The organism is Promicromonospora sp. NFX87 (genome assembly GCF_048564965.1).
GTDB lineage: Bacteria > Actinomycetota > Actinomycetes > Actinomycetales > Cellulomonadaceae > Promicromonospora.
In genome coordinates this window covers 2476942-2499173 of record NZ_CP183413.1, presented here as the reverse complement: position 1 = coordinate 2499173, position 22232 = coordinate 2476942, and the positions used below count along the sequence as shown (strand labels likewise).

22 protein-coding genes are annotated in these 22232 nt (G+C 72.1%); 10 read left to right on the top strand and 12 right to left on the bottom strand.

The features are described 5' to 3' along the window. The first annotated feature begins 40 nt into the window (after positions 1 to 40). Complete coding sequence (locus tag ACNYC2_RS11150) at positions 41 to 1636, top strand: NAD-dependent epimerase/dehydratase family protein (RefSeq protein WP_419707077.1); 1596 nt, start codon at positions 41 to 43, stop codon at positions 1634 to 1636. Here ACNYC2_RS11150 and ACNYC2_RS11145 read toward each other — a convergent pair. The 5 genes from ACNYC2_RS11145 to ACNYC2_RS11125 form a co-directional block, all read right to left on the bottom strand. Continuing rightward, positions 1633 to 1884, bottom strand: a complete 252-nt coding sequence (locus ACNYC2_RS11145) for a CDGSH iron-sulfur domain-containing protein (RefSeq protein WP_419707076.1) — start codon at positions 1882 to 1884, stop codon at positions 1633 to 1635. The genes ACNYC2_RS11150 and ACNYC2_RS11145 overlap by 4 nt on opposite strands. 10 nt (positions 1885 to 1894) lie before the next feature. Beyond that, the gene (locus ACNYC2_RS11140; RefSeq protein WP_419707075.1) at positions 1895 to 3049 is read right to left on the bottom strand and encodes a YihY/virulence factor BrkB family protein; all 1155 of its coding nucleotides are present in this window, start codon (positions 3047 to 3049) and stop codon (positions 1895 to 1897) included. Positions 3050 to 3118: 69 nt separating this feature from the next. Next, positions 3119 to 3745 carry a DUF3618 domain-containing protein gene (locus ACNYC2_RS11135; protein ID WP_419707074.1) on the bottom strand — a complete coding sequence of 209 codons (627 nt, stop codon included), beginning with the start codon at positions 3743 to 3745 and terminating at the stop codon, positions 3119 to 3121. Continuing rightward, complete coding sequence (locus tag ACNYC2_RS11130) at positions 3742 to 4191, bottom strand: phage holin family protein (RefSeq protein ID WP_419707073.1); 450 nt, start codon at positions 4189 to 4191, stop codon at positions 3742 to 3744. The genes ACNYC2_RS11135 and ACNYC2_RS11130 overlap by 4 nt, the downstream gene beginning before the upstream one ends. After that, entirely contained in the window at positions 4175 to 4936 is a 762-nt protein-coding gene (locus ACNYC2_RS11125) for a hypothetical protein (RefSeq protein WP_419707072.1), read from the bottom strand. Before ACNYC2_RS11125 ends, ACNYC2_RS11130 begins: the two co-directional genes overlap by 17 nt. A gap of 242 nt (positions 4937 to 5178) precedes the next feature. On the opposite strand from ACNYC2_RS11125, the gene ACNYC2_RS11120 reads away from it, so the two are divergent. The 6 genes from ACNYC2_RS11120 (at position 5179) to ACNYC2_RS11095 (ending at position 11802) form a co-directional block, all read left to right on the top strand. Beyond that, positions 5179 to 6360, top strand: coding sequence for an iron-containing redox enzyme family protein (locus tag ACNYC2_RS11120; protein WP_419707071.1), 1182 nt, complete (start codon positions 5179 to 5181; stop codon positions 6358 to 6360). A 119-nt stretch (positions 6361 to 6479) separates the two neighbouring features. Continuing rightward, positions 6480 to 7268 carry a PAS and ANTAR domain-containing protein gene (locus ACNYC2_RS11115; protein ID WP_419707070.1) on the top strand — a complete coding sequence of 263 codons (789 nt, stop codon included), beginning with the start codon at positions 6480 to 6482 and terminating at the stop codon, positions 7266 to 7268. Between the two features lie 253 nt (positions 7269 to 7521). Then, complete coding sequence (locus ACNYC2_RS11110) at positions 7522 to 8781, top strand: sugar ABC transporter substrate-binding protein (RefSeq protein ID WP_419707069.1); 1260 nt, start codon at positions 7522 to 7524, stop codon at positions 8779 to 8781. Continuing rightward, a complete protein-coding gene (locus ACNYC2_RS11105) occupies positions 8778 to 9659 on the top strand; it encodes a carbohydrate ABC transporter permease (protein WP_419707068.1) in 882 nt (293 codons plus the stop codon). The genes ACNYC2_RS11110 and ACNYC2_RS11105 overlap by 4 nt, the downstream gene beginning before the upstream one ends. Then, a complete protein-coding gene (locus ACNYC2_RS11100; RefSeq protein ID WP_419707067.1) occupies positions 9656 to 10522 on the top strand; it encodes a carbohydrate ABC transporter permease in 867 nt (288 codons plus the stop codon). Before ACNYC2_RS11105 ends, ACNYC2_RS11100 begins: the two co-directional genes overlap by 4 nt. A 35-nt stretch (positions 10523 to 10557) precedes the next feature. Further along, on the top strand, positions 10558 to 11802 hold the full coding sequence (locus ACNYC2_RS11095; protein WP_419707066.1) for an enolase C-terminal domain-like protein: 1245 nt from the start codon (positions 10558 to 10560) through the stop codon (positions 11800 to 11802). Between the two features lie 14 nt (positions 11803 to 11816). Here the strand turns inward: ACNYC2_RS11095 and ACNYC2_RS11090 are convergent, their stop codons facing one another. From ACNYC2_RS11090 to ACNYC2_RS11075, 4 genes are read right to left on the bottom strand one after another with little or no spacing between them, the layout of a single operon-like run. Beyond that, complete coding sequence (locus ACNYC2_RS11090) at positions 11817 to 12569, bottom strand: succinate dehydrogenase/fumarate reductase iron-sulfur subunit (protein ID WP_419707065.1); 753 nt, start codon at positions 12567 to 12569, stop codon at positions 11817 to 11819. Further along, positions 12566 to 14560, bottom strand: coding sequence for a fumarate reductase/succinate dehydrogenase flavoprotein subunit (locus ACNYC2_RS11085; protein WP_419707064.1), 1995 nt, complete (start codon positions 14558 to 14560; stop codon positions 12566 to 12568). Before ACNYC2_RS11085 ends, ACNYC2_RS11090 begins: the two co-directional genes overlap by 4 nt. Before the next feature lie 18 nt (positions 14561 to 14578). Further along, positions 14579 to 15403: a hypothetical protein gene (locus ACNYC2_RS11080; RefSeq protein ID WP_419707063.1), complete on the bottom strand. Its 825-nt coding sequence runs from the start codon at positions 15401 to 15403 to the stop codon at positions 14579 to 14581. Then, entirely contained in the window at positions 15400 to 15693 is a 294-nt protein-coding gene (locus ACNYC2_RS11075) for a hypothetical protein (protein WP_419707062.1), read from the bottom strand. The genes ACNYC2_RS11080 and ACNYC2_RS11075 overlap by 4 nt, the downstream gene beginning before the upstream one ends. Before the next feature lie 132 nt (positions 15694 to 15825). Between ACNYC2_RS11075 and ACNYC2_RS11070 the strand changes: the two genes are divergently transcribed. Then, positions 15826 to 16857, top strand: coding sequence for a protein kinase family protein (locus tag ACNYC2_RS11070; RefSeq protein ID WP_419707061.1), 1032 nt, complete (start codon positions 15826 to 15828; stop codon positions 16855 to 16857). A gap of 56 nt (positions 16858 to 16913) precedes the next feature. Then, positions 16914 to 17408, top strand: coding sequence for a hypothetical protein (locus ACNYC2_RS11065; RefSeq protein ID WP_419707060.1), 495 nt, complete (start codon positions 16914 to 16916; stop codon positions 17406 to 17408). Positions 17409 to 17867: 459 nt separating this feature from the next. Here the strand turns inward: ACNYC2_RS11065 and ACNYC2_RS11060 are convergent, their stop codons facing one another. Together ACNYC2_RS11060 and ACNYC2_RS11055 are read right to left on the bottom strand one after the other, a co-directional pair. After that, positions 17868 to 18743 carry an oxygenase MpaB family protein gene (locus tag ACNYC2_RS11060; protein WP_419707059.1) on the bottom strand — a complete coding sequence of 292 codons (876 nt, stop codon included), beginning with the start codon at positions 18741 to 18743 and terminating at the stop codon, positions 17868 to 17870. Between the two features lie 33 nt (positions 18744 to 18776). After that, positions 18777 to 19643: a formate/nitrite transporter family protein gene (locus ACNYC2_RS11055; protein ID WP_419707058.1), complete on the bottom strand. Its 867-nt coding sequence runs from the start codon at positions 19641 to 19643 to the stop codon at positions 18777 to 18779. A gap of 246 nt (positions 19644 to 19889) precedes the next feature. Here ACNYC2_RS11055 and ACNYC2_RS11050 point away from each other — a divergent pair, with 246 nt between their 5' ends. Next, positions 19890 to 21281: a pyridine nucleotide-disulfide oxidoreductase gene (locus ACNYC2_RS11050; RefSeq protein WP_419707057.1), complete on the top strand. Its 1392-nt coding sequence runs from the start codon at positions 19890 to 19892 to the stop codon at positions 21279 to 21281. Here ACNYC2_RS11050 and ACNYC2_RS11045 read toward each other — a convergent pair. Next, positions 21278 to 22216, bottom strand: coding sequence for a Ppx/GppA family phosphatase (locus ACNYC2_RS11045; protein ID WP_419707056.1), 939 nt, complete (start codon positions 22214 to 22216; stop codon positions 21278 to 21280). The two genes, ACNYC2_RS11050 and ACNYC2_RS11045, sit on opposite strands and share 4 nt — an antisense overlap. Positions 22217 to 22232 lie beyond the last annotated feature (16 nt).

Here is a 22232-nt window from a genome sequence, read left to right as displayed (position 1 = left end):
GTCGAGTGCGAGTGCGCGGCGCCGGTGTGACGGTGTCCCCATGCGTGTAGTCGTCGTGGGAGCCACAGGGAACGCCGGTACCGCGCTGCTGCGGGCGCTGCACGCCGAGCCGCGGGTCACGTCCGTGCTCGGTATGGCCCGGCGGTTGCCCGACCGGAACGCCGAACCGTACCGGTACGCCGAGTGGGCGCCGGTCGACCTCTCGGCCGACGACGGCTCGAAGGACGGCACCGAGGGCGTCGTCGACCGGCTCACCGAGCACTTCCGCGGCGCGGACGCCGTGGTCCACCTCGCGTGGCTCGTCCAGCCCAACCGTGAGCGCGACCTGCTGCGCCGCACCAACGTGGAGGGCACCCGCCGGGTGGCCGACGCCGTCGCGCGGGCGGGCGTGCCGCACCTGGTGGTCGCGTCGTCCGTGGGCGCGTACTCCCCGGTCGACGACGACGCCCCGCGCCGCGAGGACTGGTCCACCGGCGGCATACCGACGTCGCACTACAGCGTGGACAAGGCGGCGCAGGAGCGGGTGCTGGACGAGCTGGAGGCCGAGCATCCCGAGGTCACCGTGGCACGCCTGCGCCCGGCCCTGATCTTCCAGGCGGACGCCGCCCAGTCGGTGGTGCGCTACTTCCTGGGCCCGCTCGTGCCGACGCAGCTGCTGCGGCACGGCCGCCCGCCCCTGCTGCCGCTGCCCGCCGGCCTGCGGCTGCAGGCGGTCCACGCGGACGACGTCGCCGACGCCTACCGGCGGGTCGTCGTCGAGCGGGCTCGCGGCGCGTTCAACGTCGCGGCGGACGACGTGCTGCGCGGTGCGGACCTCGCGCGGATCGTCGGCCACGGGCGGCTGGTCGAGGTGCCGCCCGCCGTCGTCCGCGCGACGCTGGCCGCCGCCTACGACGGCCGGATCGTCCGCGCCGACCCCGGCTGGCTCGACATGGCGATGGCCGTGCCGGTGCTGGACACCTCCCGGATCAGGGCCGAGCTGGGCTGGGCGCCCCGTCGCACGGCGGCGCAGGCCGTGGAGGACCTGCTCGACGGCATGGCGGCCGGGCAGGGCACGGGCTCGGCTCCCCTGCGCCCCGCGAGCCCTCGGCCGGCGGGGGCGTCGGTGCTGCCGCTGCGGGCCCGGGGCGAGCTGCGGATGCCGGCCACGATGGACCGCTACCTGTTCGGCCTCTATCTCTCCGAGCACCTCACCGCCTCCACGGCCGGTCTGGAGCGCCTGGAGCGCATGACCCGCGCCTACCGGGACACGCCCTTCCACGCCGAGCTGGCCGAGGTGACCGAGCAGCTGCGCGGCGAGCGGGAGCTCTACCGCGACCTGCTGGACCGGCTGGAGGTGCCGCGCCGCCGGTACCGGCAGGTCGCGGCGTGGGCGGGCGAGAAGGCGGGCCGGCTCAAGCTCAACGGCCGGGTGGTCGAGCGGTCCCCGATGACCATGGTGTTCGAGCCCGAGATGATGCGGGCGGCGGTCCTCGCCAAGATCGGTGGCTGGGAGACGCTGCGCGAGCACGCCGACGAGATCGGCCTGGACCCCGCACAGCTCGACGAGCTGATGACCCAGGCACACCAGCAGATCGACGTGCTCGCACGGTTCCACGCCTACGCGCGCGAGCGGGCGTTCCGGGTCCAGAGCTAGTCCGTCGAGCGGTAGCCGTTCACCTTGTGCGTCCCGTCGCACCACGGTGCGATGGCGGTGCCGCCGCAGCGGCACAGGGCCACGGTGGCCCGACGTCGCTCCACGGGCTCGCCGCCAGGACCGAGGATCGTCGCCGGGCCGCGCAGCAGCAGCGGGCCGTCGGGGCAGGCCGTGACCGTGACCTCGGGGGCTGCCCCGCCGGCTGCCTCCTCCGCACGGGTTGTCAGGGACTCGTCGAACGTCGTCATGCGGTCTCCCTCAGGTTGTGTGGTCGGGGCGGTCGTCGGCGCGCTGGTCCTTGCTCGAGCCGTCCCTGCTCGCGCCGGCCCGCGCGGCGGCGAGCCGCAGCTCCCGGCCGCGCTCGACCTCCTTGAGCCGCTTCGCCTCCCGCTTCTCGCTCGCGCGGGCGTCCTTGGGCGGCAGCTGCACCGTCTCCTCGGCGGCGATGCCGCCCTGGAGCTCGCGGCCCCGCTCCAGCTCGGCGTCCAGCTCCGCGCCGAACAGCAGCGCGAGGTTGGTGATCCAGAGCCACAGGAGGAACACGATGATGCCGGCGAGCGACCCGTACGTGGCGTCGTAGCTGGAGAACGTCGCGACGTACAGCGCGAACGCGGCGGACGCGAGCACCCAGACGAGGATCGCGACGAACGCACCGACACTGAGCCAGCGCATCCTGGGCTGCCGCACGTTCGGGGTGACGTGGTAGAGGATCGCCACGAGGACCACGACGAGCAGCAGCACCACCGGCCACTTGGCGATGCTCCAGACGGTCACGGCGGTCGAACCGAGGCCGACGGCGTCACCGACCGCCTGCGCGACCGGCCCGCTGAGCGCCACCGCCGCCACGATCAGCGCCGCTATGACGACGGCCACGAGCGTGACCAGCAGCATCACGGGGCGGAGCTTCCAGACCGGCCGGCCCTCGTCGATCTCGTAGATCCGGTTCATCGCGCGTCCGAAGGCGCCGACGTACCCGGAGGCGGACCACAGGGCCAGCGCCACACCGAGGAGCAGGGCGAACCCCGCCTTGCCGCCGCCCCCGGCGGCGTTCTGGACGAGCGGTTCGACCACGGACAGCACGTCGGGCGGCAGGACGCCGTCCATCGTGCCGATCACGCGCTCGACCGCCTGGCCCCCGTTGCCCACGAGACCGAGCACCGAGACCAGCGCGAGCAGCGCGGGCGCCGCCGCGAGGACCGCGTAGTAGGTCAGCGCCGCGGCCAGGTCCGTGCACTGGTCGCGCGAGAACTGCCGCACGCTGTTGCGCAGGACGTACGTCCACGTCCCGCCGTGCAGCGCCGGCGGGGACTCCGGCTTGCGCCGGTCGTCGGGCGCCGGGGCGTCGGTCCGTTCTGCCGTGTCGGTCCGGTTCGGGGCGCCGGTTCGAGATACCGCGTCGTTGCTGTCGCTCATGTCATCTCCCAGGACGAGGGCCGGCTGGTGCCGGCCGGTAGCACCGGCCGGCACCAGCCCGACGGAGGGTCAGCCGTTTCCGGTCGCCCGCGAGCGGACGTCGGCCGCGGCCTCACGCCCGTGCTGCCCGACCTGCTGCGCCGCATCCTTCGCGGCGTCCCGGACGGCCTCCATGCTCTCCCGCGCCGGCTCCTCGAGGTCGTGCACGACCTCGCTCGCCGTCGACTTGATGTCGTCGACCAGCGGCGCCGCCTTCTCCTTCGCGGCGGTCGCCGCGCGCTGCTCGGCGCGGGTCGCCGGGAGCAGCGAAGCGACCACGAGGCCGACGCCGAAGGCCACCAGGCCGACGGCGAGCGGGTTGCCCTGTGTCCGCTCCCGCACCGCACGCGGCGCCGACCGGACGGAGTCGGCGGCGGACGAGGCGGTGTGCCGGGCCGAGTCGGCGACCGACGACGCCTTCTCGCGCCCCTTGTCCGCCAGGTCGTGCGTCGTGCCGCCCGCGGAGTCCATGGTGTCGTGCGCCTTGCCCATCACCCGCTCCTTGACGTCGGTCACGCGCTCGCGGACCTTCTCCTTCTGCCGCTCCACGACATGGCTGGGCGTCACCCGGTCACCGAGCGTGTCGACGTCATGGCTCAGCTCCGCGCGCGTGCGCTCGATGTTCTCCCGGATCTCGTTGGGATCGCTGGTGCTCATGAGTTCTTCTCCTCGTGTCCTCGAAGTGCGTCGGGGATCTTCTTGACCGAGTCCGCGGTCTGCGGCAGCCCCTCCACCGCCTTGATCTCGCTGCGTCCGCGCGCGGCGAGCACCGCGGCGACCACTGCCCAGAGGGCGGCCACGACGAGCCCGGACCAGCCGCCGCCCATCACGGTGCCGAGCGCCCACCACAGGGCTAGCGACAGGAACAGCAGGACCATGTGGCCCGCCACCCCCGCGCCGCCGAACATCCCGGCGCCCTTCCCCGCACGCTTGGCGGACTGCGTCGCCTCGGCCTTCGCGAGCTCGATCTCCTGCCGGATCAGCGTCGAAAGATCACGGCTGACCTCGCTGACCAGCTCCCCGACGCTCCGGTCGTCCCGGCCGGAGGAAGTCGTCTGCGGCGCCACGCTGGACGCGGCGAACGGGTCACGGGAACTCGACATCGCGCTCACCCCCGAGGGTCTGCGGACGGGTGGCCTGCGGGTGGACGCCGTCGGCGGCCGGCGAGGCGAAGGCCGGCGGCGGCTCGCTCACGCTCGTGGCGGGCGTCCGGCCGGCGTCGGACCAGGCCGCCGCGCTGCCAGTACCAGGTGCGCCACCGGTAGGCGTGCCAGCGCTGGGCGCGTCACCGCTCGGCGCGTCCTTCGCGCCGCGCAGGAACCTCCCGACGAGCAGGCCCGCGCCCGCCGCCATCAGGATGAACATGCCCGGCCGGCGCCTGGCGAAGTCCTCGACCTCGTGGAGGACGTCGCCGGGCTCCCGGTCCTCGATCCACTGCGCGACGTGGCCGGTGGCCTCCCCGGCGCGCTGCACCAGGTCGGTCGCGTAGCCCGGGTCCTGGGTCCCGCTGGACATCTGGCTCAGCTCGTCCCCCAGAGCGCGCAGCCCGCCCGCGAGGTGCTGCTGCTGCGACGCCACCTGCGAGCCGAGCTCGTTCCTGGTGCGGTCGACGAGCCCACGCGTGCGGTCGCCCGCCTCGTGGGCGACGTCGCGCGCCCGCTCCTTCGCGTCACGAACCGTCTCGCGGCCCGCCTCACCCAGCTGAGACGCTGCCGCGCCGGCCCGTTCCTTGACGCCTGTCGTCTCCGTACTGGTCGGCTCCGTGCCGGCGCCGCCTGCTTCGCGACCGGGCTCCCAGGTTCGCTGCGAACCAGCCCCTGTGCCGTACGGAATGTCCGTTCCACTCATGTCGGACTCCTGTCGTCGTCCTCCTCGCCCGAGTGCGACCGGGCGGGGCGAGCACGAGCCTCGGCGGGTCCGTGCTCCACCGGTGCGGCCTCTTCCTGACCTCGGCCCCAACGTAGGACGGTGAGTCGCACTCGCAACCCGAAGCCCGTCCGGGTGCACACCTCGCGAGTCGACAGCATCATGCGCACTATGGGCGCGGCGTCGAGGAGAGGCGCGGCCGGTGCACGATGAGGAGCCTCCACATGACCTCCACCCCTGTGCGGGACCACCCGTCCACGAGCGACGCCGGCCGGCGCGCGGCGCATGCGACGTCCGAGCCGGCTCCGCCGTCAGCCACACGTGTGGCCGGCCGCCTTCCCCTCCCACGTCCACGCGGCCCCGTGAGCTCTGCGCTGGTCGCCACGCTCACCGCGGGGCCGCCCGCTGACGACACCCACGCCCGGCTCGAGCCGCTGCGTGCCGCGGCGGCGGACGCCCTGCGGAGGCACACCGACCCCGCCGATGAGCTCGCGATCCTGCACGACGGGGACCTGCAGCTCGCCCTCACCGTCATGTACGAGCTGCACCACCGCGGCGTGGACGGCGTCGACGACGCGTGGGAGTGGGAGCCGGCGCTGCTCGCGGTGCGGCAGTCGATCGAGCGCCCGTTCGAGGCGGCGGTCCGGACACGCGCCGGACGGCCCGTCTGCGAGGAGACCGACGCCGCCGACGTCGCCAAGCGGCTCTTCGAGCTGGCCGAGGCCGACGACAGCCCCAGCCTCTCGCGGTACCTCGCGAGGAGTGCCACCGCCGAGCAGGCCCGCGAGTTCCTGGCCCTGCGGTCGATCTACCAGCTGATGGAGGCCGACCCGCACACGTGGGCTATCCCCCGGCTGCACGGCGCGCCGAAGGCCGCGCTCGTGGAGATCCAGGCCGACGAGTACGGCGGCGGCCGGCCGGGCTACCTGCACTCCGAGCTCTTCGCCGCCACCCTGCGCAGCGCGGGGCTCGACGACGCCTACGGCGCCTACCTCGACGTCGCGCCCACGCCGGTGCTGGTCTCGGTGAACACCATGTCGCTCTTCGCGCTGCACCGGCGGCTCCGGGGCGCGATCGTCGGCCACCTCGCCGCGTACGAGATCACGTCGTCGATCCCCAGCCGCCTGTACAGCACCGGCTTCCGGCGCCTCGGGTACGACACCGGCACGACGCGGTACTTCGACGAGCACGTGGAGGCGGACGCGGTGCACGAGCAGATCGCCGCGCGCGACCTCGCGGGCAAGCTCGTCGAACAGGATCCCGCGATCCGCGACGACGTCCTCCTCGGAGCCGCCGCCTGCCTGGCCATCGAGGGCGACGTCGGCGCGTACGCGCTCGGCCGCTGGGAAGAGGGCGGTTCCGCCCTGCTCGGGCCCCTTGAGGACAGGACCGAGACAGGGGTCTGACCTGCGGTTTCGGCAAGAACCTTGAGACTCCGACTGTCCGAATCGTCCGAACCCCTCTATACTCTGAGACTCGGGGTCATGAAGCGGCTCCAGGTCCGCAGGGGATCTGGGAGGTTCATATGTCAACCGTCACTCAGCTCGAGACGGACTTCGCCGATGTGGCCGGGAACGACGCCGGAGCCAGCACGCAGGGCTTTTCCGCGGCAGATCTGACTCGCGCCCTCGGCCTGGGAACCAACCTTCTGGTCGGCCGGTACAGCGTCGACCTTGCCTCCGGCACCTGGTGGTGGTCCGACGAGGTCTACACCATGCACGGATGGAAGCAGAACGAGATCGAGCCGGGCCTCGAGGCGCTTCGCTCCCGCAAGCACCCCGACGACCGGGCCCGCGTGGTCCGGGCCGCCGGAGAGGCCCTCCGGCTCGGCAGGCCCTTCGCCTGCGCTCACCGGATCGTGGACCGGAGCGGCCGGACCCGGTCCGTGGTCGTCACCGGCCAGGGCTCGCAGAGCGCCCGCAGCCGGTCGCCGCAGCTGGTCGGCTACGTCGTCGACGTCACGCCGGTCCAGAAGGAGGCGCTCGACCGCCGGTCGGAGTCCGTGGTGAACCGCGCCTTCGTCAGCCAGGCCACGATCGAGCAGGTCAAGGGTGTCATCGTGGCGGTACGAGGGGTCGACGAGGCCAAGGCCACGGAGATCCTGGTCAGCGCGGCACGGGACGCCGGCGTGTCCCTGCGCCTGGCAGCGGAGCAGGTCATGACGGCGCTCCAGGCACGGGGCGACGGCACGATCACGACGCCGGAGGTCCTGGACGAGGCGTTCGCCGCCGTCCACCCGGTGAGCCGACCGCGGGGTCACGACCCCCTGCTGACCCGGCGGCCGCGCAGGACCGCGCGCAAGACCCAGGGCTGAACCGGCCGGGCAACCGGCGAGCGCCGTCGACACGTCCCACGTGTCGGCGGCGCTCGGCGTGCCGGGGGACGCACGACCCCCGGTAATGCAGTAGCGGCATCAGTGCATGCATTTCCGGTTCTGGACAGCATGGCCATGACGTTCCTACGGTGGCGATCACCTTTTCACCCCCTCATGAACGACGGAGCTCATGACCAGAGCAAAAGCACTAGCCGGTCTCGCAGCAGTCCTCGCTCTCGCGGGATGCTCCGGGATGACGGCAGCGGCAGAAGTGGACCAGGTGCCCGCCCAGGAGCAGTCGCTCGAGATCTGGCAGCGCAAGGGACCCGGCAGCCCCTCCGACCTCATCGGGCAGGAGCTCGTCCGCGAGTTCACGAAGGAGACGGGCATCCCGGCGACCATGACCTCGATCTCCGACAACTTCGAGATCAAGCTGCAGCAGCGCGCGGTGCAGCGGAACCTGCCGGACATCGTCATCAACGACACCGCCCAGCTCGGCAACATGCAGAGCCAGGGTTTCCTCCGCGAGATCGACCCGGAGCAGATCGAAGGTTCGAAGGACATCAACGAGCGGGCCTGGGACGGCGCCCGCTCCTACTTCGGCGGCTACTACGGCGTGCCGATGACCGCGCACACCGTCGCGCTCTTCAACCGCAAGGACTGGCGGGAGAACCTCGGGCTCCCGGTGCCCGACGACTGGGACTCCCTGGTCGCCATGTGGCGCGGCTACGTCGAGGACGACCCCACCGGTACCGGCGAGCAGGTCGCGGGCATCGCCGTCCCCGGGACCACCGAACGGGGCTACATCTCGTGGAACACCTCCACGTTCTTCTGGTCCGGCGGTGGCGAGTACTTCGAGGAGACCCCGGAGGGCTACCGCTCCGCCGTCGCAGATGACAGCGCTGTCGCCGCAGCCACGTGGATCCGGGACCTCGCCTGCACCGAGGGCGTGCTGCAGCCGGGCGCGAGCAGCCAGGACACGACGAACACGAAGGAGACGTTCCAGACGGGCGGCGCCGGGTCGTTCCTCGTCGCCCCCTACGAGCTGCCGGCGCTCGTCGACAGCCTCGGCGACGACCTCGAGGTCATCCCGCCGCCGCCCGGTCCGGCCGGGCTCATCACGCTCGCGGAGGGCAACAACGTCTACCTGATGGCGGGGTCGGCGAGTGAGAGCGCACAGGAGCGGTTCGCCGAGTACGTGATCTCGCCCGAGGGCCAGAAGATCGGCATGGCCGGGCACGAGGACGGCAACATCGTGCGGCTGCCCGTGAACTCGACGGTCGACATGGACGGCATGCGGGACCCGGAGGAGTGGGAGACGTTCCAGGAGCTGTACGACAACAACGGCAGGTACGTGCCCGCCGTGCCCAACTGGACGCCGTTCCTCACCGCGTCGGCGAACACGCTCAACGCCCTGATCAGCGACTGCTCGCTCGACGTCCGTACGGAGATGGAGGAGCTCGACGAGGTGTTCACGGCGGAGCTCGCCGACCAGGAGGTGCTCGCGCCATGACCGTGCAGAACCGCCGCCTCGGCGCCTGGTGGGTCCCGTGGGCCTTCCTCGCCCCGGCGCTCGTGCTGTTCGCCTACTTCAAGTTCATCCCGATGGGCCAGGCCTTCGTGATGAGCTTTCAGGACGTGCAGCCCTACCTCGGCAACTCGTGGGTGGGCTGGGACAACTACCGCGCCCTGGTCGCGACGGACGAGTTCCTCGCCGCGGCGGGCCACACCGCGATCATCGCCGTCGCCCAGACCACCGGCGCCGTCCTCGTCGGGTTCGCGCTCGCGCTCCTGCTCGAGGGACAGGCCCGCCGGCTCTGGTTCGTGCGCTCCGCGGCGTTCCTGCCCGTCGTCGTGCCGACGGCGGTGATCGCCGAGCTCTGGCGCATCATCTACCACCCGACCGACGACGGGCTGGCCAACAGCATCCTCGGCTTCTTCCTCGTCGAGCCGTCGCAGTGGATCAACTCGCCCGACACCTCGCTGCTGTCGGTGATCCTCGTGGGCATCTGGCGCGACGCGCCCTACGACATGATCATCATCATCGCCGGCCTGGTCGGCGTGGACCGGTCGCTCTACGAGGCCTCGGCGCTCGACGGCGCGGGCTGGGTCCGCCGGATCCGGTACGTGACGCTCCCCGCGCTGCGTCCGGCGCTCGCCATCCTGCTGACGCTCGCGGCGATCCGGGCGATGCGCATCTTCACCGAGGTGTACCTCCTGACCAACGGCGGGCCCAACGGGTCGAGCGAGGTGCTCATGACGCTGATCTACCGGCTCGGGTTCGAACGGGTGGAGCTCGGGGTCGCCGCCGCCGGCTCCGTGGTGCTCCTGCTGGCCACCATCGTCCTGACGCTTCTGGTGCGCTCCGGCGTCCGCAAGGGGGAATCATGAGCAAGAACCTCGACACGGCGCTGGGCCTGGGTGCCCAGAACAGCTGGTGGATCCGGGCGATCACGGCCCTGGTGTGCGCACTGGTCGTCCTGACCTTCGCCGGGCCGCTCATCGCGATCCTGGTCGGGGCGTTCGACGGCTCGCGCGACCCGTCCCGCCTCTCGCTGTTTCCCACGGACCTCACGCTGGACAACTGGCGGGCGGCACTCAGCCGCGACGTCCTGCGCTACCTGGCCAACTCGCTGTTCGTGGTCGGCGTCGGGCTGCTGCTGCAGATGGGCGTGTCGGTGCTGGCGGCCTACGCGCTGGCCCGCAAGAAGTTCCGCGGCGCCGGCATCGTGCTGGTCCTGATCCTGGCGACCATGATGCTGCCGGAGGAGATCCTCGCGATCCCGCTCGCGGTGGTGCTGTCCGACCTGCCGCTGCTGCACCTGAACCTGACCGACTCCCTGGCCGGGATGATCGTGCCGATCGTCGCGTGGGGTTTCGCGATCCTCGTCATGACCGAGTTCATGAAGGAGGTGCCCAAGGAGCTCGAGGAGGCCGCGCGGCTCGACGGCGCGGGCGAGTTCCGCGTCTTCTGGTCGGTGGTGCTGCCGACCGTCACCCCGGCCCTCGGCGTCATCGGCGTCTTCGGGTTCACGATGATCTGGGACCAGTACCTGCTGCCGCTGCTGGTGGCGTCGGACGCGAAGAACTACACCCTGCCGCTCGCGCTGAGCAGCCTGCGCGCGGACCCCGAGGTGGGCATCGGCGTCGTCCTCGTCGCCTCCACGCTGGCGATGGTGCCCGCCATCCTCGCCTTCCTCGGTTTCCAGCGGTCCTTCATGCGCGGTATCTCGGCGGGAGCGATCAAGGGATGAACCAGCAAGGGATGAGCCAGCAAGGGATGAATCAGATGACCTTCGTCGACGGCAGAATCACGGGCCTCACCGTCTACCCCCTCGCCTTCTCCGACCCGCCGCTCCTGAACGCCGCGGGGGTGCACGAGCCCCTGGCCCTGCGCACCGTCGTGCGGCTCGAGGTCGGCGACGTCGTCGCGTGGGGCGAGGGGCGCGGCGACGCGCTGCCCCCCGACGTCGTCCCCGCGCTGGAGGCGGAGCTGCTGGGGCTGGACGTGTTCGCGACGTCCCGCATCGAGTCGGTGGTCGACGGCGTGCTGCGGCGGCTGCGGCCCGACCTCGGCGCCCAGGCCCGCCTCATGACGTTCGCCCCGGTCGAGGTGGCGGCGCTGGACGCCCAGGGCAAGCTGCTCGGCCGTCCGGTGAGCGAGCTGCTCGGCGGCGCCCTGCGGGAGCGCGTCGACTACAGCGCGTACCTGTTCTTCAAGTGGGCAGGACACATCGGGGCCGACGACGACGAGTGGGGCGCCGCCCTCGACCCGGACGGCATAGTGGCGCAGGCCGAGCGGATGATCGACAGGTACGGGTTCCGGTCGATCAAGCTCAAGGCCGGGGCGCTGCACCCCGACGTCGAGGTCGACTCGCTCCTCGCTCTGGCCGAGGCCTTCCCCGGCCTGCCCCTGCGCATCGACCCGAACGGGGCCTGGACACACGCGACCGCCCTGGACGTGGCGCGCCGGCTGGACGGCGTCCTCGAATACCTCGAGGACCCCGTGCTGGGCATCGACGGGATGAGCCGGGTGCACGCCGAGACGGGGCTCCCGCTCGCGACCAACATGTGCGTGGTCGAGACCGCGCACATCCTTCCGTCGGTCCGGAGCGACGCCGTCCAGATCCTCCTGAGCGACCACCACTACTGGGGCGGCCTGCGCCGCACCAAGGAGCTCGCCGCGATCTGCGAGGCGACGGGCATGGGCGTGTCCATGCACTCCAACTCGCACCTCGGCATCTCGCTGGCGGCCATGACGCACGTGGCCGCGGCGATCCCCAACCTCGCCTACGCCTGCGACACGCACTACCCGTGGAACCGCGGGGACGACGTCGTGCCGGACGGCGGCATCGAGATCGTCGACGGCGCCGTGACCGTCCCGACCGGTCCCGGGCTGGGCGTGGAGGTCGACCCGGAGCGGGTCGAGGAGCTCCACGAGCGTTTCCTGCGGTCGGGCCGCGGGGCGCGGAACGACGGCGACTACATGCGCCGCCGGGACCCGGCTTTCACGGACGCGCTGCCGCGGTACTGAGCTGCGCCGGACGATCAGTCGCGGCGACGCGAGATCGTCCGGCCCAGCCAGACCAGGGGGTCGTACCGCCGGTCCGCGACGCGCTCCTTCATCGGGATCAGCGCGTTGTCGGTGATGTGGATGCCCTCCGGGCAGACGTCGGTGCAGCACTTCGTGATGTTGCACCGGCCGAGCCCGTGCTCCTCCTGCGCGGCGGGCACGCGGTCCGCGACGTCGAGCGGGTGCATCTCCAGCTCGGCGATCCGCATCAGGAAGCGCGGCCCGGCGAACGACTCCTTGTTCTCCTCGTGGTCGCGCACCACGTGGCAGGTGTCCTGGCACAGGAAGCACTCGATGCACTTGCGGAACTCCTGCGAGCGCCCGACGTCGACCTGCGCCATCCGGTACTCGCCCGGCCCCAGGTCGGCCGGCGGCGTGAACGACGGGATCTCGCGCGCCTTCGCGTAGTTGAAGGACACGTCGGTCACGAGGTCGCGGATCACCGGGAACGTGCGCATCGGCGTGATGGTCACGACGTCGTCGCGCTCGAACACCGACATCCGCGTCATGCACAGCAGGCGCGGTTTGCCGTTGATCTCCGCGGAGCACGACCCGCACTTGCCCGCCTTGCAGTTCCACCGCACCGCGAGGTCGGGGGTCTGCGTGGCCTGCAGCCGGTGGAGGACGTCGAGCACCACCTCGCCCTCGTTGACCTCCACCTCGAAGTCGGCCAGCGCGCCACCGTCGGCATCTCCGCGCCAGACCCGGAACGTGCCCGTGTAGCTCATGTGGTGCCTCCCACTGGATCTGGAGCTGCATCTGGATCTGGATCTGCCGGTTGCCCCGGGTGCGCCGCCAGCTCGGCCGGCGTGTAGTACTTCTGGAGCTCGGCGAGGTCGAAGAGCGCGAGCAGGTCCTCGCGCATCGGCACCCGTTCGGCGGGCTCGACGACGACGCGCGGCACCACCTCGTCGCTGTCCGCGCAGCGCGTCACCAGCACCCGGTGGCGCCACTCGGCGTCGAGCCCTGGATGGTCCTCGCGGGTGTGCCCGCCGCGGCTCTCGGTGCGCAGCAGGGCCGACGCCGCCACCGCCTCGCTGACCATGAGCATGTTGCGCAGGTCGAGCGCCAGGTGCCAGCCGGGGTTGTACTGCCGGTGGCCCTCGACGAACACCAGCCGGATCCGTGCGCGCAGCTCGCCGAGGCGCCGTTGCGCCTCGGCCACCTCCGACTCCGTGCGGATGATGCCCACCAGGTCGTTCATCATCCGCTGGAGCTCGGCGTGCAGGGCGTAGGGGTTCTCGGCTCCCGCGCCGCCGGTCCCGTCCTGAGGGGCTGACGGCGGGTCGAACGGGGCGAGCGTCATCTCCGCCGCCGCGTCGACGTCGGCCGCACGCACGGCGGGCCGGTGCTCCAGGCCGACGACGTAGTCCGCGGCGCCGAGCCCCGCACGCCGGCCGAACACCAGCAGGTCCGAGAGCGAGTTGCCGCCGAGCCGGTTCGAGCCGTGCATCCCGCCCGCGCACTCCCCCGCCGCGAACAGCCCCGGGACGCGCGACTGCCCCGTGTCGGGGTCGACCTGGATGCCGCCCATCACGTAGTGGCACGTGGGGCCGACCTCCATCGGCTCGGCGGTGATGTCGACGTCGGCCAGCTCCTTGAACTGGTGGTACATCGAGGGCAGGCGCCGCTTGATCTCCTCGGCCGGCATGCGGCTCGCGATGTCCAGGTAGACGCCTCCGTGCGGGGAACCGCGCCCCTCCTTGACCTCGGTGTTGATCGCGCGGGCCACCTCGTCGCGCGGCAGCAGGTCGGGCGTGCGGCGGTTCTTCTCCTGGTCGTCGTACCAGCGGTCCGCCTCCTCCTCGGTGTCGGCGTACTGGCCCTTGAAGACGTCGGGCACGTACCCGAACATGAACCGCTCGCCCTCGGAGTTCTTGAGCACCCCGCCGTCGCCGCGCACGCCCTCGGTCACGAGGATGCCCTTGACGCTGGGCGGCCAGACCATGCCCGTCGGGTGGAACTGGACGAACTCCATGTCGATGAGGTCCGCGCCCGCGCGGAGCGCGAGGGCGTGGCCGTCCCCCGTGTACTCCCACGAGTTCGACGTGACCTGGAACGACTTGCCGATGCCGCCCGTGGCCAGCACCACGGCGGGCGCCGAGAACACGACGAGCCGCCCCGACTCCCGCCAGTAGCCGAGCGCCCCGGCGATCGCGCCGTCGGGCCCCGCCGACGGATCCGTCAGCAGCTCCGTGACCGTGCACTCGGCGAACACCCGCAGGCGGGCCTCGTAGTCGCCGGTCTCCGCGAAGTCGTCCTGCTGGAGCGCGACGATGCGCTGCTGCATGGTGCGCAGCAGCTCCAGCCCGGTCCGGTCGCCGACGTGCGCGAGGCGCGGGTAGGTGTGCCCGCCGAAGTGGCGCTGGCTGATCCGGCCGTCCTTGGTGCGATCGAACAGCGCGCCGTAGGTCTCCAGCTCCCAGACGCGGTCGGGCGCCTCCTTGGCGTGCAGCTCCGCCATCCGCCAGTTGTTCAGGAACTTGCCGCCGCGCATGGTGTCGCGGAAGTGCACCTGCCAGGAGTCGTTCTCGTTGACGTTGCCCATGGCCGCGGCGCACCCGCCCTCGGCCATCACGGTGTGCGCCTTGCCGAACAGCGACTTGCAGACGATCGCCGTCCGCAGGCCGCGTTCCCGCGCCTCGATCGCGGCCCGCAGCCCGGCACCCCCGGCGCCGATGACGAGGACGTCGTACTCGTGCCGTTCGATCTCCGTCAAGACGGGGCTCCTGTCCAGTTAGCCGATGAGCCGCAGGTCGGTGATGGTGCCGCTCGCGACGAGCGCGACGTACAGGTCGGTCAGAATCAGGGAGGCGAGAGTCGTCCACGCGAACTGCGCGTGCCGCGTGTTGAGCGCGGACACCCACGTCCAGAGCCGGTACCGCACCGGATGCTTCGAGAAGTGCGTGAGGCGGCCGCCCATCACGTGCCGGCACGAGTGGCACGACGCCGTGTAGCACCACAGCAGCACCACGTTCGCGAGCAGCACGAGGTTGCCCACGCCCACGACGAACCCGTCCGTCGGATGCCGGAACGCGACCAGCGCGTCATAGGTGTTGATCACCGAGATGACCACCGCGGCGTAGAAGAAGTACCGGTGGGCGTTCTGCAGGACCAGCGGGAAGCGGGTCTCGCCGTTGTACGTCGCGTGCGGCTCCGGCACCGCGCACGCGGCGGGGGCCAGCGCGAACGACCGGTAGTACGCCTTGCGGTAGTAGTAGCAGGTCAGCCGGAACAGCAGCAGGAACGGCAGAGTCAGCGCCGCGTACGGCAGCAGGGGGTGGTCCGGCAGGAACATCCCGAAGTGCGACGAGCCCGGCTCGGACGCGCACCCGAACGACACGCAGGGCGAGTAGAACGGCGTCAGGTAGCGCTCGTCCGCGAAGAAGTACTGCTGCTGGAACGCCCGGACCGTGGCGTAGACGAGGAAGATCAGGATGCCGACCGTGGTCGCCAGCGGTGGCAGCCACCACCGGTCGGACCGCAGCGTGCGCGCCCCGATGGCGGCCCGGCCCGGGCTGTCCACGCCGCGTGCGCCGACGCCCCGCGCGGTGGTCGTCACGAGCGGTCGCCGTGGTAGCCGCCGAGCCCTTCGTCGTCGGCATCGCTGAACATCGTCTCGTCCAGCGGCGTGTCGGGCACGACGACGTGCTCCGGCACGCGCCCCGAGGTACTCACCTGCCGCACGGGCTCCGCCGACAGCAGCTCCGCCGCGTCGATCTCCAGCCGCTCGAGGTCGTTCATGAGCCGGCGCACCTCCGGCGCGTCGCCGAACGCGCTGCGTACCACGGCGACGCTCTGGCGCAGCTGCTCGATCGAACGGCGGAGCGTCGCAAATTCGGTGGTCGTCATCGGACACCTCCGTTGGCGACGCGCCCCACGACGGTGTGAGGTGCGTCACCACAGACTCTGCCGTGAACGCACCGGTTAGGCAAGGGCGGCGCGCGCGTCGGCGCCATCTCCGCACGTGAGAGGCTGGCGGCCATGTCCCGCACCGCCCGCCTCGCCGCCCACGGCGCCGCGTCCACGGCACTGTCGCTGTGCAGCGACCGCGGGCTCCGCGAGCTCGTGGACGCCGCCACGCCCATCGGTACCGGCATCGGCGGACAGACGCTTCTGCTGGAGGTCGAGGGCACCTCGGTGTTCGTCAAGCAGGTGCGCCTCACCGACCTCGAGCTCCGGCCCGAGAACGTCCGCTCGACCGCCGATCTCTTCGGCCTGCCGAGCTTCTGCCACTACGGCGTCGGCACCATCGGCGGACCGGGGTTCGGCGCCTGGCGGGAGCTGGCCGCGCAGATCATGACGACGAGCTGGGTGATCGCGGGCGACTACGACGGCTTCCCCCTGCTGCACCACTGGCGGGTGCTGCCCAGCGGCGGTCAGCCGCTCCCCGAGGAGCTGGCCGACGTGGACCGGGCCGTCGACTACTGGGGAGGCGGCCCGGAGATCCGGCGCCGGATAGAGGCCCTGCAGGAGTCCTCGGCGAGCCTCGTGCTGTTCCTGGAGTACATCCCGCAGAACCTGCACGACTGGCTGGGCGTGCAGGTCGAGGCCGGCGGCGAGGTCGCCGAGCGGGCCTGCGCCATGGTGGAGGACGAGCTGGACGCCGGCATCTCGTTCATGAACGCCCGCGGGCTGCTGCACTTCGACGCCCACTTCCAGAACATCCTGACCGACGGACAGCGGCTCTACTTCGCCGACTACGGGCTCGCGATCTCGTCCGGGTTCGAGCTCAGTCAGAGTGAGGCCGCCTTCTTCGACGAGCACCGCGCGTACGACCGGAACCTCGCCCTCACGCACCTGGTGAACTGGCTGGCCGTCGCGCTGTACGGCTACGGGCCCCAGGAGCGCAGGGAGTTCGTGCGCGCCTGCGCCGAGGGCGTGACCCCGGAGGGAGCGCCGGCGGGCATCGCGGCACTCCTGGTCAAGCACGCGCCGCTCGCCGCGGTCATCGGGGACTTCCACCGGCAGTTCCAGCGGGTGAGCCGGGCGACGCCGTACCCGCTGGTCACGTAGGGCTCGATCATTGCCCCGGCGACCGATCTGGTGTTAGGTAAGCCTTACCTGATCAGGTGGCGGCGCAGTCGGCCCGGCGCCGGTCGGGCGACCTGGAGGACTACGTGACGAACTACGGCGACCCTGCCGACGAGCACAACGACGGTTGGGGACTGCACATGCTCCTGGCGGGCGACGCCCACGACGCTCCCGAGCTCCAGAAGCTCCTCGGGCTCATGCCGCGCTGCGCCTACGGCCAGGTGTTCGTGGAGGTCGGCGCCACCGGCGGCCAGCCTGACGTCGACCCGACCGGCTGGGACATCCCGCCGGGCGTGAGCCTCACGGTCCTGCGCCGCACCCCGGGCTCGCCGCGCGCCCGGCGCGGCCGGCTGCTGGCCGCTGCCGTCTCCGCGTGGGCGGACGAGTGGCTGCCCGACGGCGGCTGCACGTGCGCCGGCCCGTTCGCCCTGTGGGTGGGCTGCGCGGCGAGCCCGGACGTCGAGAGCCTCTGCCGCGGCCTCAGCGGCCGGCTCGATCTCGCGCCGGCCCACCTGCACCGGCCCGGTCTCTGAGCTGTGCCCGTTCGGCGGGTGCCATGTGAGCTGAACTGCGTTCGGCCGCGCCCTCACTTTGCAGGCTGTGCTGAATGGTTCAGGTCAGGTGAACTAGGCAGGGCCAGGGCGAACGAGATTCAGCAGACCTGGCACCTACCACCGGGGCACACCTTGCCCGCGGACGCCGGCCCCAACGGCCCTTCACCAGCACCCGGCTTCAGGTGACGCCGTGGGACGATCGAAACCACGACGACCGGTAGCCCGCGAGGAGGGACCATGCCTGGTACATCCCAGCCTGTAGAAGGACCCGACGGCGGAGACGCGGCCTGCTGGCTCTCCGAGGTCTGTGCGGAGTGCGGCGCCCTCAACGAATCCCCGACGGGCCCCTGCTGGCGCTGCGGAACGCCTCGCGACACCGACCTCCGTCCGCCCGACGGCCCGGCAAACGGGCGTTGACCGCCTACCGGTCGGTCCGGGTCACCAACGGCGGCCCTGCCGGGAGACGCCGTCCATGCCCCAGCGCGCGGCCCGGACGGCGACTCCCCCTGCCGGGCCGCCCAGGACCCGGCTGAACCGGGTGTCCACGCCGAGCTCGGCGCGGGCCCAGTCGGGCAGCAGCGCCACGGCACCTGCCGCGAGCAGGCGGTAGGGAACGCGCGCCGCCCAGGGCAGCGGCGGCTCGCGCAGCAGGAACCGCGCCGTGTCGAGCGCCGCGGGCGTGACCTCCAGCTCGCCACGGTAGGACGCCAGGCGGTCGGCCAGCTCGGCCACCGTCTCCGGGACGTCCTCCGCGCCGAGCGCCCGCGCGACCCGGCCCGACTGCGCGACGTACTCGTCCGCCTCGGCCGGGTCGAGCGGCCGAACACCGTAGCGCTGGTGCGCGGTCAGGAACGAGTCGGCCTCCGCGACGTGCACCCACGCGAGCAGGTGCGGGTCGCTCGCGCGGTACGCGCGGCCGTCCGGCGCCTTGCCTCGCACCCGTGCGTGGACGGCGCGCACGCGGTCGACCATCTCCTGGGCGTGCTCCGCCGTCGCGAAGGTCGTGTAGCCGAGGAAGGTAGAGGTGCGCGCGAGGCGTCCCCACGGGTCCCCGCGATAGCCGGAGTGGCCGGCCACGCCTGCCATCGCGAGCGGGTGCAGCGACTGCAGCAGCAGCGCCCGCAGCCCGCCGACGAACGTCGCCGAGTCGCCGTGGACCAGCCGGATGGGGCTGTCGGGCGGGAACCAGCGGGGTCCGGGCGTGAGGTGGATCCGGTCACGCGCCTCGTACCCGCCGGGCCCGGCGACCCGCATGAAGAGCGCGTCCCCCACCCGGGCACGCAGGCGTTCGACGGGGTTCGTGACAACCGACATACCGCCAGTATCCGCCTCCCCGGACGGGGGCGGTCAGACCAGCTCGCGCTCGCGTTCCGGCGTCCGCTCGGCCGCGGTCTCGACGAGTGCGACCGGGCGTCGGCTCGGCGCCGTGCGGTAGTGCGTGGCGTACATGACCAGGCCGACGAAGGTGAGCCCGCCCACCAGGTTGCCGATGACCGTCGGGATCTCGTTCCAGACCAGGTAGTCCATGATCGTGAAGTCGGCGCCGAGCAGCAGGCCGGACGGGAACAGGAACATGTTCACGATCGAGTGCTCGAACCCCATGTAGAAGAACAGCATGATGGGCATCCACATGGCGGCGACCTTGCCGATCACGCTCGTGGAGACCATCGCGAACACGACGCCCGTCGACACCATCCAGTTGCACAGCACACCGCGCACGAACAGCGTGAGCATGCCGGCCGCGCCGTGGTCGGCGTAGCCGACGGTGCGGCCCTCGCCGATCACCCCGATCGCCTGGCCGACCTCGCTGGGCTCTGTTGAGAAGCCGTAGGTGAAGTAGATCGCCATGAGGACGGCGACCATGATCGCACCCGCCAGGTTCCCCACGAACACCAGGCCCCAGTTGCGCAGCACCGCGCCGACGGTGACCCCCGGCCGCTTGGCCAGCCACGCCAGCGGCGCGAGCGTGAAGACGCCGGTGAGCAGGTCGAACCCCAGGAGGTAGAGCATGATGAAGCCGACCGGGAACAGGATCGCGCCGAGCAGCGGCTCCCCCGTCTGGGTGGACACCGTCACGGCGAACGCGGCGGCGATCGTGAGCAGCGCCGCGCCCATGAACGCCCGGATCAGCGTGTCCCTGGTCGAGAGGTGCACCTTCGCCTCGCCGGCGTCGATCATGCGGGTCACGAGGTCCGCGGGCTTCACGTGGGTCATGGTTCTCCCAGTTCCAGGGGGCGGCTGGCATGGTCGGGCAAGTTGGTCAGAGCGCCACCATGCGGTGGCGCCCTTCCCCGGAAGGGTCGCGAACCGGGGTTTCGCCTCGCGAGCCGCGGCGTTACGTTCGCGGCGCTTTTTCCTCACCGCCCGCTGTCCGACGCCGAGAGCCGCCACCGGTTGGCCGGCCAGGTTCACCCGGGCCGCCGGTTGCTCCCCGGTCGGGACGGTGCTCCAGTGGACGGTATGGCTCACGCGACGGAGGCCGACTATCTGGTCGTGGGCGCCGGTGCCGCCGGGATGGCGTTCGTCGACGCCGTCATCGACCACGACCCCGAGGCGCGCGTCATCCTCGCCGACCGGCGTGTCGGCGCCGGTGGCCACTGGCTCGACGTCTACCCGTTCGTCCGCCTGCACCAGGCCTCGGAGTTCTACGGCGTCGCGTCGACGCCGCTGGGCACCGGGCAGCTCCAGACCGAGGGTCCGGAGGTGGGCCTGCACGAGCGGGCCACCGGCGCCGAGATCACCGCCTACTACGCGAAGGTCCTCGCCGACCGGCTGCTCGCCTCGGACCGGGTCACGTTCTACCCGGGACACGAGCACCTGGGCGGCGGGACGCTGCGTTCGCTCGACACCGGCGGGTTGGTCGACCTGCACGTCCGGCGTCGCGTCGTCGACGCGCGGTACCTCTCGCCCGGCATCCCGGCCACGACCCCGCCGCCCTTCGCCGTCGACGACGGCGCACGCGTCGTGCCGGTCGGCACGATGCCGTCGCTCGAGCTCAGCGGCATGCCCGACCGGTGGGTCGTCGTTGGCTCGGGCAAGACGGCGACCGACGCGTGCATCTGGCTGCTCGCCCAGGGGGTCGACCCCGACGCGATCTGCTGGGTGCGGCCGCGCGACCCGTGGATGCTCAACCGTGCGGTCATCCAGCCGGACCCCGCGATCTTCCTCGGCATGGCCGCCGACCTCCTGGGCGCGGCGGCGCAGGCGGCCACGCCCGACGACCTCTTCCTCCGGCTCGAGGACCTCGGCATCGTGCTGCGCATCGACCGCTCCGTGACGCCCACGATGGCCAAGACGCCGACCCTCGCGCGGTGGGAGCGCGACGAGCTGCGCACCATCGAGAACGTCGTCCGGCTCGGGCACGTCCGCCGCGCCGAGCCCGACCGCATAGTCCTCGACGGCGGTGACGTGGTCACGGGACGAGGCTCCGTCGTCGTGCACTGCGCCGCGCCGGGACTGAGGTATTCACCGCTGGTCCCCATCTGGGGCGAGACGATCACGCTGCAGCCGATCCGGACGGGGTTCCCGTGCTTCGGGGCCGCCCTCGCGGGATTCGTCGAGGCCACGCGCGGCGACGACGCCGAGAAGAACGCGCTGTGCCCGCCGACCCCGTACAGCAACACGCCGGCCGACTGGATGACGATGCAGGTGCTGGGCAACCGGGCGTCCCTGTCGTTCGGCGCCGTCCCGGAGATCCGCGCGTGGGCGAACACGACGGTCCTCAACCCCTCGCGGATCGGACCGGGCGACATGGACCGGGCCTCCGTTGCCGACGCCGTCACGCGGCTGAAGCGGAACGCACCCGCGGGCGTGGCACGGATGGCGCGGTTCGCCGGGCTGGGCGCGCCCTAGCCGAGGCGGACGTGCGGCATCTGGTCGAGCCGCTGCAGGATCACGCCCTCGCGCAGCGCCCAGGGGCAGATCTCGAGCTCGGTCAGATCGAAGACGTCCATGCACGCCTCCGCGACGAGCGCGCCGGGCACTATCTGGTGGGCCCGGCTCGGCGAGACCCCGGGCAGCCGGGCCAGGTCGTCGAGGCTCGTGCGCGTCAGCTCGTCGATCCTCTCCCGCAGCGCGTCGAGCGTCAGCACCCGGCGCACGAGCGGACCCTCGGCCGCCGGCGCCGCGCCGCAGATGCGCGCGAGCGAACGGAACGTCTTGGACGTCGCGGCGGCGCGGTCGGGCCGCCCGGCCCGCAGCAGCGTCCCGGCGTTCTGCGCTATCCCGGCGCGGAGGTCACGGCGCAGGGCGCGCAGCGCCTCGGCATCGGGCGCCACGCCGAAGTGGCTCCGGGCCAGCCGAGCCGCCCCGAGCGGGAGCGACCAGGCGGCGTCGGGCGCCTCGTCGGCGCCGCCCGCGATCTCGAGGGAGCCGCCGCCGATGTCGAACACGGCGAGCCGCCCGGCCGACCAGCCGAACCAGCGGCGCACCGCCAGGAACGTCAGCCGGGCCTCGTCCTCGCCGCTCAGCACCTCGAGCCGCACCCCGGTGCGCTCGTGCACCGTCTTGAGCACCGTCTCGGAGTTCACGGCGTCGCGCACCGCCGACGTCGCGAACGCCAGCGTCTCGGCGCAGCCCCGGTCCTCCGCCAGGCGCACGGCCTGTGCGGTGAACTCCACGAGGGCCTTGACGCCCGCCGGGCTGACGGCGCCGTCGTCGTCCAGGTGCTCGGCGAGCCGCAGCGGCTCCTTGTACGAGGAGGCAGGGAGCGGCGCCGCGCCACCATGGGCGTCGACCACCAGCAGATGTCCCGTGTTGGACCCGATATCGAGAACGCCCAGACGCATGGAGCAGACGGTACCC